The sequence below is a fragment of the Vibrio diabolicus genome (genome assembly GCF_011801455.1).
In the GTDB taxonomy this organism is placed as follows: Bacteria; Pseudomonadota; Gammaproteobacteria; order Enterobacterales; family Vibrionaceae; genus Vibrio; species Vibrio diabolicus.
Map to the genome: position 1 here is coordinate 969,762 of NZ_CP042452.1, position 13,263 is coordinate 983,024.

Annotated in this window: 13 protein-coding genes; 2 read left to right on the forward strand and 11 right to left on the reverse strand. The window is 42.7% G+C overall.

The genetic code is table 11. The features are described from left to right. Window positions 1-10: 10 nt before the first annotated feature. The 7 genes from FR741_RS19630 to FR741_RS19660 form a co-directional block, all read right to left on the reverse strand. Window positions 11-892 (reverse strand): DUF2861 family protein, encoded by an 882-nt coding sequence (locus tag FR741_RS19630; protein WP_005394478.1) that lies wholly within the window; start codon window positions 890-892, stop codon window positions 11-13. 6 nt (window positions 893-898) lie between these two features. Then, a complete protein-coding gene (gene vxrB, locus FR741_RS19635; RefSeq protein ID WP_005394480.1) occupies window positions 899-1,561 on the reverse strand; it encodes a response regulator transcription factor VxrB in 663 nt (220 codons plus the stop codon). Beyond that, window positions 1,536-2,990 (reverse strand): sensor histidine kinase VxrA, encoded by a 1,455-nt coding sequence (gene vxrA, locus FR741_RS19640; RefSeq protein ID WP_005394482.1) that lies wholly within the window; start codon window positions 2,988-2,990, stop codon window positions 1,536-1,538. Before vxrA ends, vxrB begins: the two co-directional genes overlap by 26 nt. Before the next feature lie 155 nt (window positions 2,991-3,145). After that, window positions 3,146-4,522: a Re/Si-specific NAD(P)(+) transhydrogenase subunit beta gene (gene pntB / locus FR741_RS19645; protein ID WP_005394484.1), complete on the reverse strand. Its 1,377-nt coding sequence runs from the start codon at window positions 4,520-4,522 to the stop codon at window positions 3,146-3,148. A gap of 8 nt (window positions 4,523-4,530) precedes the next feature. Next, the gene (locus FR741_RS19650) at window positions 4,531-6,087 is read right to left on the reverse strand and encodes a Re/Si-specific NAD(P)(+) transhydrogenase subunit alpha (RefSeq protein ID WP_167427510.1); all 1,557 of its coding nucleotides are present in this window, start codon (window positions 6,085-6,087) and stop codon (window positions 4,531-4,533) included. Window positions 6,088-6,523: 436 nt separating this feature from the next. Beyond that, the gene (locus tag FR741_RS19655; RefSeq protein WP_005394488.1) at window positions 6,524-6,805 is read right to left on the reverse strand and encodes an HlyU family transcriptional regulator; all 282 of its coding nucleotides are present in this window, start codon (window positions 6,803-6,805) and stop codon (window positions 6,524-6,526) included. Window positions 6,806-6,846: 41 nt separating this feature from the next. Beyond that, window positions 6,847-7,215 (reverse strand): late competence development ComFB family protein, encoded by a 369-nt coding sequence (locus FR741_RS19660; protein ID WP_085343796.1) that lies wholly within the window; start codon window positions 7,213-7,215, stop codon window positions 6,847-6,849. Between the two features lie 254 nt (window positions 7,216-7,469). Between FR741_RS19660 and FR741_RS19665 the strand changes: the two genes are divergently transcribed. After that, entirely contained in the window at window positions 7,470-8,708 is a 1,239-nt protein-coding gene (locus tag FR741_RS19665; RefSeq protein WP_053808401.1) for a GGDEF domain-containing protein, read from the forward strand. 24 nt (window positions 8,709-8,732) lie between these two features. Here FR741_RS19665 and FR741_RS19670 read toward each other — a convergent pair whose 3' ends face one another. Both FR741_RS19670 and FR741_RS19675 read right to left on the reverse strand, forming a co-directional pair. Next, window positions 8,733-9,725: a Solitary outer membrane autotransporter beta-barrel domain gene (locus FR741_RS19670; RefSeq protein ID WP_047009190.1), complete on the reverse strand. Its 993-nt coding sequence runs from the start codon at window positions 9,723-9,725 to the stop codon at window positions 8,733-8,735. Further along, on the reverse strand, window positions 9,722-10,681 hold the full coding sequence (locus tag FR741_RS19675) for a GGDEF domain-containing response regulator (protein ID WP_167427511.1): 960 nt from the start codon (window positions 10,679-10,681) through the stop codon (window positions 9,722-9,724). The genes FR741_RS19670 and FR741_RS19675 overlap by 4 nt, the downstream gene beginning before the upstream one ends. Before the next feature lie 273 nt (window positions 10,682-10,954). Between FR741_RS19675 and FR741_RS19680 the strand changes: the two genes are divergently transcribed. Then, the gene (locus FR741_RS19680) at window positions 10,955-11,392 is read left to right on the forward strand and encodes a DUF3069 domain-containing protein (RefSeq protein WP_005394495.1); all 438 of its coding nucleotides are present in this window, start codon (window positions 10,955-10,957) and stop codon (window positions 11,390-11,392) included. A 71-nt stretch (window positions 11,393-11,463) separates the two neighbouring features. Here the strand turns inward: FR741_RS19680 and modC are convergent, their stop codons facing one another. Further along, window positions 11,464-12,570: a molybdenum ABC transporter ATP-binding protein ModC gene (gene modC / locus FR741_RS19685; protein ID WP_104970716.1), complete on the reverse strand. Its 1,107-nt coding sequence runs from the start codon at window positions 12,568-12,570 to the stop codon at window positions 11,464-11,466. After that, a complete protein-coding gene (gene modB, locus FR741_RS19690; RefSeq protein WP_005394498.1) occupies window positions 12,570-13,256 on the reverse strand; it encodes a molybdate ABC transporter permease subunit in 687 nt (228 codons plus the stop codon). Before modB ends, modC begins: the two co-directional genes overlap by 1 nt. Between the last annotated feature and the right edge of the window lie 7 nt (window positions 13,257-13,263).

A 13,263-nucleotide genomic window follows, 5' to 3' on the forward strand; every position in this document is an offset into this window, starting at 1 on the left:
ATTTCTTTAACTATTCTTCTTGGGAAAGATCATAGGTTCGGCTAATAGTTTGAGCTTGCTCAACAATTATATCGCCCTGCCAACGACGACTGTTGATACTCACTGCTAGCACGTATCTATCATTTGGGACACCCGCAAGCTCTAGTGAATTGGGATAGTTAGACTCGTAAGTCTTTTTCCACATTTGCTCGTATTGACCATCAATGTAGTCATATAAACCAACTTCAAGTTGCGGTAATGGACAATGGGGATTACGAAGTGCGCTCTTTTCTACTTTCCAATTCTCTTTAGATGTCCAACGAACATATTGCGAAGAATTGGAATCTCCTAATATTACCCAAGTTCGATACTCTTGTTTATCTTTAGAAACAATAGTTAAGTGATACAAGCCTGCTTCAAGCTTACCCGTGAGGTTATAGCGTTTCGAATAACTACGCTCATTGGCTAATTCCGTACCGCTCGGCTGTTCTTCATAACTGAATGAACTGTCTGCGGATATAGAATCATCCACCCATCGATTAAATGAAATATTTTCGATGTCAGTTGTAGCTCTTAGCTTGATCACTAACCTAAATGTATCTCGCCCAGGGCTTTGGATGGTCTGACGAATAACGTTCACGCCACTTATCCATTCAGGCAGCGTTACACCAGTGAGAGACTTGCCACAGTTTTTAGATAGTGACTGACCAAGAAGGTCATTGAGATGAGGAGTCAAATCTTTACTTGGTTCCGTTTGCCACAGTTCAACAAGAGAGTTGAACATACCGGCAAGATCATCTTCAAGTAAGTGTTGATGTGCCTGCGTTAAAGGCGTGTTAGTTTGAAACCAGTCCATTGCATGGACTGGTTTCACTAACGCTAATGAGAGAACTACGGGGAGTAGTGTTTTCATTATGACTTATGCTTTCATCTTGTAGCCAACACCGCGAAGTGTTTCAATTTCCAGTCCTGGCAGTTTTTGACGAAGCTGCAATACGTGCGTATCCACAGTACGTGTCGTTGGGAAGTGATTGTAACCCCAAACGTGGTCAAGTAGCTCATCACGAGTAAACACGCGACCTAAGTTCGACGCTAAAAATAGCAGTAGATCAAACTCTGTACGAGTTAACGTAATTAGCTCATCTTTATAGGTAACTTCACGAGTTGAACGATCAATTTCTAAGTCTTTTGTGATCACTTTATCAGCGCTGCTTTGCTCTGCTGAATCCGGTGCTCGTAGCTGTGCACGGATTCTCGCAAAGAGTTCCGCTTCAGCAAAAGGCTTCGTTAAGTAGTCGTTCGCGCCGGAATCAAGGCCTGCAACTTTATCTTTTACGGTAACAAGTGCCGTTAGCAAGATAACTGGTACGTCTTTAATCTGTTTCCATTCTGGGAGACATTGTACAGAGTCACCATCTGGGAGTTGGCGATCGAGAATAACCAAGTCAGCTTTTTTCCATTGTGGTTCTACGTCTGCAATACGTTCCACATGTAAACACTCATATCCTGCTTGTTCCAGGCTTACTAACAGGCCATCAGCCAAGTTTTTATCGTCCTCAACGAGAAGCAGTGTCTGTTTCACAAGGTATCTCCAATATAAAGGTTGTAGGTGGTCCCATCAGGGACATTTTTCCGCCCATGCGGCCTACCATAGATTCAACGATTGTTAACCCAAGTCCTAACCCGCTCTTACTGACGAACGGTTTCTTCAAATTTGCCCAATCTTTAGCCGTTAGGCCACCAGCATCTCGGACTTGGAATACTATTTTTTCTTCACTAGTTGAAACATCCAATTCAACTGGTGCAATACCGTACTTAAGTGCATTACGAAGCAAGTTATCGATACAAGTTCCTAACCAGTACACATTAACTTTAGCAGCCACATCTTCATTGATGTTGAAAAGCACGGCACTATCAAATTCTTCTTCGATCTTAAATTCTAACCAGTCTGCGACAGACGGAACCCAGTCTGTTGCAAGCATTTGGTTATCAGATTGCAAATAATCTTTACTCGCTTCTGCCAATTGACGCAAACGACGTGTATCTTCACACAATCTGCGAAACTCGTCATACACGCTTTCAGGTAGATGCTCGAACTCTCGGCGAAAGCCCTCAACCGTCAGTGATAGAGATGCAATCGGTGTTCTGAGCTCATGCGTTAAAATTTGCAACACAAGCATTCTACTACGGAGCTCTTCTCGCTTACTATTCCAGCGGTATACAGCCCAACCAATCACTAGAAGAATATTTGCGATTACCAGTATGATCATACTGATCCGCAAAACTTGTGAGTGATCTTCTACATCCCAACAAATATTGCCTCGTTTAACAAAGCAACTTTTGCTTTGAGACGCTAGAGCGTACGACAAACCCGCATTAGCGACGTTTTCTTCCCAGATATCTTTCTCGAAAACAAAGTAACGGTCACCACGTCGTAACCAAAGTTCGTTACCTTCGATAAACATGCTCGCGCCTGCAATCAAAGCATTAATGGCGTCGTCGTCCATGTTTTTCAAGCTTTCTAACAACTCATCCCCTTCCTCATTGTCACGCTCTTTAATATGCATGTATTGAGCAAGCTTGGGTTTGAGTTCTGGATACTTATCCACATAGCGTGCAGCATAAGTCCCACCACCAGGGTGAATGAGGCCACTACGCGAGAACCAACGTGGTGTCAATTGCGTCCCTTTACAGATAGCTCTTGTAAATACTAACGGCTCAGTAATTAAAGGACTTAGTGGCAATTTACCACGACAAGTATTCGCTAAGCTGTAAAGCTGTTGTATATCTTTTAACGGATAGTCAGACGTTTGCGGCAGAAGCGAATCTGGCGCAAGTAACTTGGTAGGATAATTTGATTGCAGAATACGAATATCATACGATTTAAGAGCTACTTCATAATTAAATAGCTCTGTAAACGTATCTATTCTTTCTGGTAGTGAATCGGAAAATGCAGGTGCCGAAAAAAGCGGCAATACAGTTGCAAAACCGAGCAAAAACTTTTTAATCAAACTGTTACCGTCACTTGTTACATTAGCCAAAACTATACATCAATCTACAAGCAATTGACATCTGCTAACAGAAGGATTTGCATTACTATAACATTGAAACGGAACAAAAAAGGGCCAGCGATTGCTGACCCTGTATAGTTTTAAATCAAGAATGGTTAGAGTGCTTTAAAAATAGACTCAACACTTTCCTTCGCATCACCAAATAGCATTGATGTATTTTCTTTGAAGAACAGTGGGTTCTGTACACCTGCGTAACCAGTATTCATTGAACGCTTGAATACCACTACATTTTTCGCGTTCCAAACCTCCAGTACAGGCATACCAGCAATCGGGCTGTTCGGATCTTCAAGAGCTGCTGGGTTTACCGTATCGTTAGCGCCGATAACCAGTACGGTATCGGTTTCAGCGAAGTCATCATTGATTTCATCCATTTCAAGAACGATATCATACGGTACTTTCGCTTCAGCAAGTAACACGTTCATATGTCCCGGAAGACGACCTGCTACTGGGTGAATACCAAAGCGAACCTCAATACCTTTTGAACGAAGTACGTCAGTAATTTCATGCACTGGATACTGCGCTTGCGCTACAGCCATACCGTATCCTGGAGTGATGATTACTGATTTTGAGTTCTTCAGCATTTCAGCGACTTCTTCTGCCGTTGTTTCGCGATGTTCGCCCTGCTCTTCGTCACCTGAAATTACAATCTCTTGACCAAAGCCACCAGCAATAACACTGATAAACGAACGGTTCATGGCTTTACACATGATGTAAGAAAGAATCGCACCTGAAGAACCAACCAACGCACCTGTTACGATTAATAGATCATTTGCGAGCATGAAACCTGCTGCTGCTGCTGCCCAACCTGAATATGAGTTCAGCATTGAAACGACAACTGGCATATCAGCACCACCAATTGAAGCAACTAAGTGGTAACCGAACGCGAACGCAATCAGTGTCATCACAATCAGAGCGAACATGCTGCCATCTGCTTTTACGAAGTAGATCATAAGAAGCGTAGAAATCACAACCGCTGCAAGGTTCATTTTGTGCTTGTGGGGAAGGTTAAGCGGCGAAGAAGAAATCACACCACGTAACTTACCAAATGCAACAATTGAACCCGTGAATGTTACGGCACCAATGAAGACACCCAAAAATACTTCTACAAGGTGGATAACATGTTCAGCATGAGTTGCTGCTTCTGGCGCATCAAGGTAACTGTTGTAACCAACTAAAACCGCAGCTAAACCTACAAAGCTGTGCAGTATCGCAACCAGTTCTGGCATTTCGGTCATTTCTACTTTCTTCGCATAGAAAATACCGATCGCCCCACCTATCGCCATCGCAATAATGATCCACCCAAAGCCTTGAGCATCAGGGCTGAAGATCGTCGCGATCAGCGCGATCGTCATACCTGCGATACCATAGTAGTTACCATTACGAGCGGACTCTTGCTTTGAAAGCCCCGCCAAACTCATGATGAAAAATAATGCAGCAACAATGTAAGCTGCTTGTACTAATCCTGCAGACATTGTAACTCCTATTTATCTTTGCGGAACATTTCAAGCATACGCTTGGTGACGGTGAAACCACCGAAGATATTGATGCTGGCGATCAATACAGCAATAAAGGATAGGAATGAAACGACCCCATTACCTTGCCCAATTTGCAGTAATGCACCAACCACAATAATGCCGGAGATAGCATTCGTTACCGACATAAGCGGAGTATGAAGTGCATGGGTAACATTCCAAACCACGTAGTAGCCGACAACACAAGCTAAAACAAATACAGTAAAGTGAGAAAGGAACGCTGCCGGCGCAACCGATGCAATCCAAGCAAAAGCACCTACTGCCGCGGCTACACCAATAATTTTCTTCGTTGGAGAGGTAGGTTCTTCTACTTTAGGCTCTGGTTTCGCAGGTTGCTCTTGTTTCACTTGCGGCTGCGCTGAAACCTGGATTGGTGGCGCAGGCCATGTAATTTCACCTTCTTTAACCACGGTGACACCACGGATAACAACATCTTCGAAATCAATATTGATGTTACCGTCTTTTTCTTTACACAGCAGTTTTAGAAGGTTAACAAGGTTTGTCGCGTAAAGTTGAGAAGATTGCGTTGGCAAACGGCCGACCATGTCAGTGTAACCAACAATTTTTACGCCATTATCTGTCATGATAACTTGGTCTTTCACTGTGTATTCACAGTTACCGCCATTAGCGGCTGCCAAGTCAACAATGACACTGCCCGCTTTCATGCTGTCGACCATTTCTTTGGTGATCAACTTCGGCGCAGGTTTACCAGGGATGAGCGCGGTCGTAATAATGATATCAACATCTTTAGCTTGCTCTGCGTATAACTCTGCCGCTTTTTTGTTGAAGTCATCGGACATTTCTTTTGCGTAGCCGTCACCAGAACCAGAGTCTTCTTGGAAATCCACGGTCAGGAACTCTGCTCCCATGGACTCAACTTGTTCTTTTACTTCTGGGCGAACGTCAAATGCACGAACAATAGCCCCTAGGCTACCCGCAGCACCGATTGCAGCCAAACCAGCCACACCCGCACCAGCGACCAATACTTTCGCTGGTGGTACTTTACCGGCAGCCGTGATTTGACCTGTAAAGAAACGACCAAACTCATGAGCTGCTTCAACAACCGCACGATACCCAGCGATGTTAGCCATCGAAGAGAGCGCGTCTAAGGCTTGTGCACGAGAGATACGAGGAACAGAATCCATGGCAAGAACGTTAATGTTCTTACTTGAAAGTTGTTCCATCAACTCTGCGTTTTGAGTAGGCCAAATAAAGCTAACAAGTGTTGCACCATCTTGTAGTAGTGCGATTTCGTCAATGCCTTGTTCTTCATCTACGATTGGCGCATTAACTTTTAGAATAAGACCAGATGCCCAAACTTCTTCACTAGAAACGATTTTCGCACCAGCAGCTTCATAAGCAGCATCATCGAAACTCGCAAGCACCCCCGCTTGGGATTCAATCGCGATATCGAATCCCAACTTTATTAACTGCTCAACCGACTTCGGCGATGCAGCTACTCGCGATTCACCCGCAAGTATCTCTTTAGGTACACCGATTTGCAAAACGCATACTCCTTGTATACATATCAATAAATTAGTCCCAAAACAGAGCGTCGCTCTACTCTAACTCTTTTTTATTTCTATCTGTTTACCACGCAAGACAATTGCAAACGAAAGATGGTGTTTGGGGCCACCCATTTGCACAATAACACCTTGACTAACAGCCCTGTTATTATTCTGTTTGTATCGAACGCGTCTCATTACTTCAAGTGTTTTGTAATTTAAATACTAAATTTCATTACATATAACGCTAAGTAATGAATGATTGTCGCTCTGAGCACGAAAAATAACAACGCCATGCCTTACTAGACTGAGGTCTAACCAGATCATAATTAAATGCTGACTTAACAAACATTTAAGCTCTAAAAAAAGAAAGAGCCATCAGCATATACACTAATGGCTCTTTTTAAGATGATTGGAATCAAGTTGCGGTGAATTGTTAGTCGAAGATTTTATCGCCCATTTGATCGATAAACATTTGAGATTTCTTCAACATAAGTTCATTGGCATCTTGTTCCGAGCCGAGCAAATCTGAACGAATAAATCGATGCGTTTTCACTTCATCGTCGTATTGCTTTTCTATTCGACCTGCAATGCGGTATTGCCCACCCTCTGAAAGGCTCTCTTGGTAAATAAGGAAACCTTTGTACTCAACTGGTTCCACAGTTTTTACTTCAGCAGTCTTTTCACTACCACCAAACAAACGCGAAAAAAATCCCACGGTTCCTCCTTGGGTAAGCTCATCGATAGATTAAGCTTGTATCACTTAATATTGACATTGAGGATTGGTTTTTCATACCAGTCCAATTCTTTGTCTTCATCATAACTGGTATGGGTAAAAATTACAGGTACATCATAATCTCGGTTTTTACGCCGGTCTTCTTTCACCATTTCTGCCGCGTTTTTCACCGCGATATCTGCACTTTGCTTAAATTGGGTGAGCTTTTGTTCCGGAAGCGAAGATAGAAAATCAATATCATGACGAATATAGACAGGTTTAAGCTGAATAAGTGCAAGGCACGCAATATCTGCGAGCTGCTCGTTGTTATACTGCTCTACAAACTGAGGCAAACTGAGCACTTGTCCAACAAGTGTTTCCATGTAGTTATGCACATCTGAACTTATCTGCATTGGCAAATCTCCCTTGTTCTATGAAAACAAGTATAGCAACGACTTGTTTATAACAACTTATTGATTGCTCTTAATTTAATCAATCTCTCTCTTTTTGTCGTAATGTCTCCCAAAATACTTGGGAAAATGAGCAAATAGACGTATTCTTGCTAGTTCTCGAAGCATGAAAATCGATAGCAGATTAATATCTATATTGATGAAACGCTTAACCTAACCAATTATATAATCAACTATTTTCAGGCAATTTGTAATAGATGTCCTCATCATCAATGACTTCATCAGGCTTTCGATTCCTTTTCCCATTTATGTTGCTGGGATTAGTGAGTTCGAGCATGAACAACATCATTCAGATGACTCAGTCAAACTGGGGTATTGCCGCAAATTTGCCGTACATACTGTTAGGCTGTGCACTGCTCCTTTGCTATTCATTTAAGCAAGGTCGGGAGTCAATGGTGTGCTTAGCGACGTTACTGGCCTATTTCGTGATACAGCACAGGCTACAAGTTCCACTTCAAAGTGGTACAGCCTTACTTGAGCTGACCATTTTAGCCACGCTACTTCCTGTTTCTTTTCTTGCGGTATTTTTGTTTAGTAAAGACGGTTTCGACTCAAGAGCCATGTTTACTTACCTCTTGATGTTAACGATGTTCGTTCTTTGGTCTTACCTTACGTTAGCGTATTACGTTGAAGGTGGGTTTGAACAATGGACAAGCGGCATTTTATTTATCGTACCTACGGTTTCTAAACTGCCTTTTATTCTAGTTCTATATTGTGTGGGTATTGTCTGCTTCCTCGGTATTCTTGTTTTAAAGAAGAATGAAATCATCCATGCGATGACCTACTCTGCAATGGTGCTGGCGTCCGCGACGTTCATTTTCTTTGATGTGCAATACATATCTAGCACCATGTTTACGCTAACGGGGTTGCTTATCATTATTTATGCTGCCTCTGCCAGCCATCAATTGGCTTTCACAGATAGCTTAACGCGGATCCCGAGTAGACGCGCACTCGACCTTGACTTAAAACACATGGGCAAAAAGTTCACGATCGCAATGCTTGATGTTGACCACTTTAAAAAGTTTAACGATACCTACGGTCACGATACGGGTGATGACGTATTAAAAATGGTCGCTTCGCGTCTAACTAAAACTCCCGGTGGCGCAAAAGTATATCGATTTGGCGGAGAAGAATTTACCATCGTCTTTAAAGGCAAGTACGCAGATGAGTGTAAAGAGTTTTTAGAAGAAGCACGTAAATCCATTGCAGAGTATGAGATGATTTTACGTGATGAAGAATCCCGCCCAGATAACCATAAACAAGGTCAAAAAAAGCGTGGTAACGACAGTTCGAGGAGAAAGTCGGTCTTTGTTACCGCAAGTTTCGGAGCGGCCGACAGCAAAAACGGGCAAGCACCTCAGGACGTGATTAAGTTAGCGGACGAAGCGCTTTACAAAGCGAAAAAAGCTGGACGCAATTGCGTGAGGCTTCATTAATACCCCTGAGCGAAAGTTAGCTGACTAATCTTGATTAAAGAACAAGACTAAGCTTCCTCCTTTTAACGCACTGCCATAATTGATCGTCAATCCGATCCCGATATTATCTATCCAATCGGAGTCAAATGGTGGTGTCATTAACCATCCAACACTGGCTTCGTAGTAGTGTACAGTATTCATGGGTTTTCTTGTATCACCACCAATATCAACTCGATTGAAGCTCGAATACACTGACTGCACAGTATCTCCGATGTGGGTAAAATCATAAAACACCTTTATTCCATTGACCCAATACCAGCCTTCCGGATTGCCAATATCACCATTATTTGCTTTACCCCAGCCAGTGCCATAAAAATAGTGAGGAGCCGACCAGAGGTACCATTTCCCCCACGATTCATGCTCTAGGTATTTGAGCTTTGTGTTGACTTCTCCAACAACGGCCCAAGCACTGGTGTTTAGGTATACACCTTCTAGAAATGGTTTTAGGTCATTCAGTGCATTACTACGATAACTATAATCGTTTTGATAGTACATTAAGTGTGAGCCGATTGCGCCACTAAGCGTTAGTTTGTCTGTGAGGTGTTTTTCTCCAGCAAACTCAATATATCCGCCCATGACTAACTCTTTACTTTTATCTGGAATCTGTCCTTTTTGGTCTACATACACATCTTGCTCTGTACTTAAGGCATAAACTCGGCCATTTAATAGGTAGTGAGTTTGTATTCCCTCTTGTTCAAACAAATCAAAACTAAATGGTAGCGTTGACACAGCGATCTTCTTTCTGAGATCAACCGAATCTTGAGTACCAATGTCTTCGTTATCTATGTTGAAGTATTCGTTCGGATCGAAATCATGAAATCCTACCGTAAAGACATCGCTATCTGACAGAACGATCCCAATAGCAAAGTTCCTTTCATACTCTTTTTGTATCTGATCTTGAATCGAATTAGCCTTAGAACATAATGAGAAAAGTGACAGTGTAGCTAAGGCGTAACTATTGATAACAGCTTGTTTCAACTTGTATTTACCACCGTATGTGTATTTCTTCCTAAAGACTTTGAGGTATACAACGCTCTATCCACCGTCGCATACAAATCAGACTGCTGCTCTTTTCCCGTTGGTTGAAAAACAAAAACACCCTGTGACACTGTCACTCTACTGGACACACTAGAATACTCATGTGGGTAATCCAGAAAATACATGGCCTCTTGTATACGTTCTGCTTCTCTCTCTGCGGTTTGGGCGTCTGTGCAACCCAGTAACACCACAAACTCTTCTCCGCCATAACGCCCTACGTATTCGCCAGAGCGACAAAATGTTGCTTTAAGTTGGTTCGCAATGGCTTGCAAGCAACGATCTCCTTCTATATGACCGTAATTATCATTAAAGGGTTTGAAAAAATCGACGTCCAATAAAATCAAAGCCATTGGCATGTTGTGACGGCCATGCCATGCAACCATCGATTCTAACTTATGATCGATATAACGACGGTTATAGAGTTTGGTTAAGCCATCTTCATTCGCTTGCTGAGTCAAAAGTTGATTCACTTTCTCCAACTGAGCTGTCGCTTGTTTAAGCTCTCGTCTCATATGGGCAATACGCTGCATTGCGATAAGCTTAGAGTTCAGTACGAGTTTATCTACGGGTTTAATTAAATAATCATCACCGCCGGCCTCTATGGCTTTTGCAATCATTTCTGGCTCTTCGTGACTGCTCAGGAAAATTATTGGGATCCAGTCGGGAAAGGTTTCTCTGATATGAAGAGAGACTTCAAAACCGTTCATATCTGGCATCGATATATCGAGTAATACCAGTTCAGGATCAAAACTCTCGTAGGTGTTTAGTGCTTCTAGCCCACTACCCACCGCTTTTACAATATGTCCAAGTTGCTTAAGACGAATAGCCAACTGCATCCTATCTAGCTGAACATCGTCAACCAGGAGGATTCGCATTGATGTCCCTGTCGGTTGCATAACGCGTTCCATTTCTTATTTTGTCTTTATTAAACATATACCATACTCAAAGAGTTGTTGCATTCGACTCATAATTAAGTGCTATATTTTTGTTTAAATATCACGGAATCAATTGTCTATAACGATTACACTGAAAATTGCCCTACCAAAACATGACCAACGAACGTTAGTTCAACAAACTCACGTGTTCTGGTCATCTTGCGGACACATGGGTATAGCTATTTGATGCATTTGGTATTAATATTCCCGCCTTTTTGTAATGAGAGACACACCATGTCAGAAGCAACTAACAGCGAAAGCAAAAAAATCGATCTAGCAACCATTTCTCCTGAACTACGTAAAGTTATCGAGTTTGACGAAGTTCCAGAGCAAATGTTCGAAATGGTTACCTCTATCCATGAAGTGTCTGAAGAAGCAGTGCGTGAGTCTTGGGACGAAATGCCTGCAAGTGCTCAGAACATTCTAGATAACTTCGAGCAATTTCATGCTCTAGTTTCTGTTGGCCAAGCATTTGCTGGTATCAACGTGATGGAAGAATTCCCTACTCTTAATCTGCCAGAAAACATGACAGATGAAGATAAAGAAGAATACCGCGCTCAATTACTTGATAATGTGCTTCACAACTGCGTGAAAGACATGGTTAAGCAACTTAAGAAAGCACGTCGCGACCCACTTCTTAAACGCGAATTCAAAGAAGTGTTCGCAAAATAACGTTTTTCCGACAAAATAAAGGCCGCGTTTGCGGCCTTTTTTGATCATTAAGCGTGCGTAGCTTTAAATGATTAATGCGGCGCTAATGCCACGTCTTTTTGCGTGACACTGACACCTTTAATTTGTGCGAATACACTATCACCTGCCTTTAAGTCGAGATCATCAAGCGCCCAAGGTGTTATCGTTGCCCACAAATAACATCCCTCATCTAGCTTTAGCGATACATTAATACTCTGTTTATCATCAGCCGCGTTAAACACCTCGATTGAATCGACCGTCGCAGGCAGGATATTTCTAATAGAAGTCGCCTTAGGTTGCTCTAGCGTAATAGAAACGTCGTTGGCACGCACTTGTAAGCGAATTGGCGTCTCTGGCTCACCATCAATCTTTTGCACCCATAGTGATGCATTAGGTGCAAGGCTGACACAAGTCAGCGCATAACGCTCATGATGTTCAGCAATTCGGCCTTCAAATAAGCTGCTTTGATCCGAGAAAGACTGCCATGGACGCATCGCATGAGAAGCCCACACTTCTTCAAGCTTACCTGAACTCGTAATTTTACCTTGATCGATAATAGCGAGGTGTTGAGCGAGTCTTAAGATCTCCTGCAGGCTATGCGTGACATAGATAATCGGAATATTAACCTTATCCGACAATTCCTCCAGAAATGGCATCACCTCACGTTTTCTCGGCATATCAAGCGACGCAAGTGGTTCATCCATCAAAAGCAAGTTGGGTTTTGATAGTAATGCGCGCGCAATCGCAACACGTTGCTTTTCACCACCAGACAGTGAGATCGGGAAGCGCTTTAGTAACGGTTTGATAGACAAGAGTTCGGTGACTGCATCAAAGTACTCGTCATCTTTTTCTTTAACGCCATACAACAAATTGCCTTGAACCGAATAGTGAGGAAATAAACGTGAATCCTGAAACACGTAACCAATACCGCGCTTGTGTGTTGGTAAGTTGATCCCCTTTTCACTATCAAACAAAACGTGATCACCAATCGCAACATGTCCCTGTTTTGGTGCAACTAATCCGCTGATAATATTAATTAACGTGGTTTTTCCCGCACCAGATCGCCCAAACAAAGCGCTAATTCCGTTACAAGGTAACTCAAGTTTGATATCGAAATCAGTATCACCAAGCATTTGTTTAAATTGAACTTTAATCGTCATTACTTTGCACCCAACCGACTTGCCGCTTTGCGATTTAGCCATTCAGAGATCATTAATGTAGACAAAGCTAGCGCGATAGAAATGATACATAGGCGAGCCGCCTGCATTTCCGCGCCTGGCGTTTCAATAAAGTTGTACATTGCCAGTGGAATCGTTTGGGTTTCTCCCGGAATGTTAGAGACGAAACTGATCGTCGCCCCGAATTCACCAAGACTACGAGCAAAGGACAGCATCGTCCCAGTAATAATTCCGGGAATGGTCAGTGGTAACGTAATGGTGAGAAAAACTTTTAAAGGAGAAGCGCCTAACGTTGACGCGGCATGTTCCAGTTTAGGGTCAACGTTCTCTAAACTTAACCGCACAGACCGAACCATCAAAGGCAAGGCCACCACAATACAAGCGACTACTGCTCCTTTCCAATTAAAGCTAAAGACTAGCCCTACATGTTCATAGAGCCACTTGCCAAGAAACCCTTGCCGCCCAAGAGAAATCAACAACAAATAGCCGATAACCACCGGCGGCAATACCAGTGGTAAATGAATTAAGCTATCTAGAATCGATTTACCGAAGAACGTTTTTCGAGAAAGTAGCCAAGCAAGAAAAACGCCGAGAGGAATGAGCCAAAGTACTGCGTACGCGCCCACTTTGAGGCTTAACATTAAGGCTTGGTATTCCAGTTCTGTCACGCTTCGT

What these genes read in the sequence shown, in the direction of transcription:
- FR741_RS19630 (WP_005394478.1), bottom strand. Translation starts at nt 892, where the DNA reads ATGAAAACACTACTCCCCGTAGTTCTCTCATTAGCGTTAGTGAAACCA.
- pntB (WP_005394484.1), bottom strand. Translation starts at nt 4,522, where the DNA reads ATGTCTGCAGGATTAGTACAAGCAGCTTACATTGTTGCTGCATTATTT.
- FR741_RS19660 (WP_085343796.1), bottom strand. Translation starts at nt 7,215, where the DNA reads ATGCAGATAAGTTCAGATGTGCATAACTACATGGAAACACTTGTTGGA.
- FR741_RS19665 (WP_053808401.1), top strand. Translation starts at nt 7,470, where the DNA reads ATGTCCTCATCATCAATGACTTCATCAGGCTTTCGATTCCTTTTCCCA.
- FR741_RS19675 (WP_167427511.1), bottom strand. Translation starts at nt 10,681, where the DNA reads ATGCAACCGACAGGGACATCAATGCGAATCCTCCTGGTTGACGATGTT.
- FR741_RS19680 (WP_005394495.1), top strand. Translation starts at nt 10,955, where the DNA reads ATGTCAGAAGCAACTAACAGCGAAAGCAAAAAAATCGATCTAGCAACC.
- modC (WP_104970716.1), bottom strand. Translation starts at nt 12,570, where the DNA reads ATGACGATTAAAGTTCAATTTAAACAAATGCTTGGTGATACTGATTTC.